The organism is Methylibium sp., from assembly GCF_031393925.1.
Taxonomy (GTDB): Bacteria; Pseudomonadota; Gammaproteobacteria; order Burkholderiales; family Burkholderiaceae_C; genus Methylibium.
Genome location: NZ_JANMWL010000185.1, coordinates 1 through 1,881, shown reverse-complemented (window position 1 = coordinate 1,881; position 1,881 = coordinate 1). Strand labels below are relative to the sequence as shown.

Sequence of the window (1,881 nt, the reverse complement as noted above, 5' to 3'; positions counted from 1 at the left end):
CCCGCCGAGCTGCTGCGCTTCGCGCAGGTCAAGCCCGGCATGAAGGTGCTCGACATCCAGGCCGGTGGCGGCTACACGACGCAGCTGATGGCGCTCGCAGTGGGGCCGGCCGGCAAGGTCTGGGCGCAGGCCGAAAAGGCGCGCCCGGCGCTCGAGAAACGGCTCGCCGCGCAGCCGCAGGCCAACATCGAGCTGCTGCTGCGCCCGCTCGAAGACCCGTATCCGGCCGAGGCGCCGCGCGTGGACCTGGTCACGCTGGTGCTGTCGTATCACGACATCGCCTACGGGCCGGTGGACCGAGCCAGGATGAACCGCGCGCTCTTCGAGGCGCTGCGCCCGGGCGGGCATTTGGTGGTCATCGACCATGCGGCCAAGATCGGCAGCGGCCTTGCGGACACCAAGACCCTGCACCGCATCGACGAGCAGGCGCTGCGCGCCGAAGTGCTTGCGGCTGGCTTCAAGCTGGAACAAGAAGCCGCCTTCCTGCGCAACCCCGAAGACCCGCGCGAGCAGGCCTTCTTCGACATGAAAATCCCCGCCGACCGCTTTGCGCTGCGCTTCGTGAAGCCGCGCTGAGCGACCAACGCGTCAGCGGCCCAGCGCCTGCAGACGACCCGGCTCGACGATCTCGATCCAGTAGCCGTCGGGGTCCTTGATGAAGGCCACGTCCTTCATCTTCCCCTGCTCGGGGCGTTTGACGTAGGGCACGCCGTTGGCGTCGAACCAGGCGATGGCGGCGTCGAGATCGGGCACCGAAATGCAGATGTGCCCAAAGCCCTGCGGCTGCGCATTGCCGTCGTGGTACTTGAAGTCGGCATCGGCCTCGGTGCCCCAGTTGTGCGTGAGTTCGAGCACGCCGCGCTGGTCGAAGGTCCAGGCGGTGCGTTTGCCCATGTCCTCGGGCGGCGCCTCGCCTTCGATCGGCATGGCCAGGAAGTAGAGCGAGAACTTCATCTCCGCAAAGTCGAGCTTGCGCAGCACGCGCATGCCCATCAGGCGGGTGTAGAAGTCCAGCGCGACGGCCGGGTCCTTGACGCGCAGCATGGTGTGGTTGAGCGTGAAGCCGCGTGCGGCCTCGGGTCGGGCGGCGCAAACGCCGGGGTGTTGTTCGGTGTCGAAGGCCATCGTGTCCTCTGGGGGTGGTTGTTTTCCAGGCCGCGTCGCGGCCCGCCAAGCCGACATCTTGCCCGCATCGGCAAGGGCTCGTCGCGCGCGGTCGGCAGCGGCCGATTAATTTGCACAGCGCCAGCCCGACCGGCCCACCGCGATGCCGAGCACGCTCAGACGGCGATGTCGCTGCCCTCACGCGTGAGTCTGAAGTCGCCGCACGCGATGGCGGCTGCCCAGGCCACGGTGGCGTCGAAGGCACCGAAGGGGTAGAAGTGCAGCCGCTCGATCAGGCAATGCTCATCGCCGATGCAGGCCGCCGCCAGCGCCGTGACGAGCGGGCCGGGCGTCACGGCGGACACCAGCTTGAACATGCGGCCCATCTGCCGCGTGAGCGCGCCGAGCGAGGCGCCAACACCGCAGCTGCGCGCGTACTTGACGAGCGTCGGCAGCGACGCCAGTCCGGCCAGCCCCACATGCACCGGCAGGCGGTTGCCGGCGGCGCGGATCTGCTTTTCCCAGGCGAGCACCGGCGCGCCGTCGAAACAGAATTGCGTCACCAGGTGCATGCGCAGCGGCGAGCCTTGGGCGCAGCGGTTTTTCTCGTGCAGTGCGAGCGCCAGCGTCTCGGCCGCGATGTCGGGGCTGCCCTCGGGATGACCGGCCACGCCGAGTGCGCGAAAGCCGCAACGCTCGAACAGGCCCGAGGCGAGCGCGGGCAAGCTGCCGTCCAAGCGACCGAGCGGCGTGCGCGCCGAGCCGGCGACGAGCAGC

2 protein-coding genes and 1 pseudogene are annotated in these 1,881 nt (G+C 69.2%); 1 reads left to right on the top strand and 2 read right to left on the bottom strand.

The features are described 5' to 3' along the window. A partial coding sequence (locus tag RMO12_RS10325; RefSeq protein ID WP_309639223.1) for a class I SAM-dependent methyltransferase occupies positions 1-576 on the top strand: 576 nt, incomplete at its 5' end. A gap of 12 nt (positions 577-588) precedes the next feature. On the opposite strand, the gene gloA is transcribed toward RMO12_RS10325, so the two are convergent. Together gloA and RMO12_RS10315 are read right to left on the bottom strand one after the other, a co-directional pair. Next, entirely contained in the window at positions 589-1,125 is a 537-nt protein-coding gene (gene gloA / locus RMO12_RS10320) for a lactoylglutathione lyase (protein WP_309624038.1), read from the bottom strand. A 155-nt stretch (positions 1,126-1,280) separates the two neighbouring features. Beyond that, a pseudogene (locus tag RMO12_RS10315) lies at positions 1,281-1,881 on the bottom strand (methylenetetrahydrofolate reductase); the annotation flags it as partial.

Bases quoted from the DNA above. Each gene is read 5' to 3' on its own strand.
- gloA (WP_309624038.1), bottom strand. From the start codon at position 1,125: ATGGCCTTCGACACCGAACAACACCCCGGCGTTTGCGCCGCCCGACCC.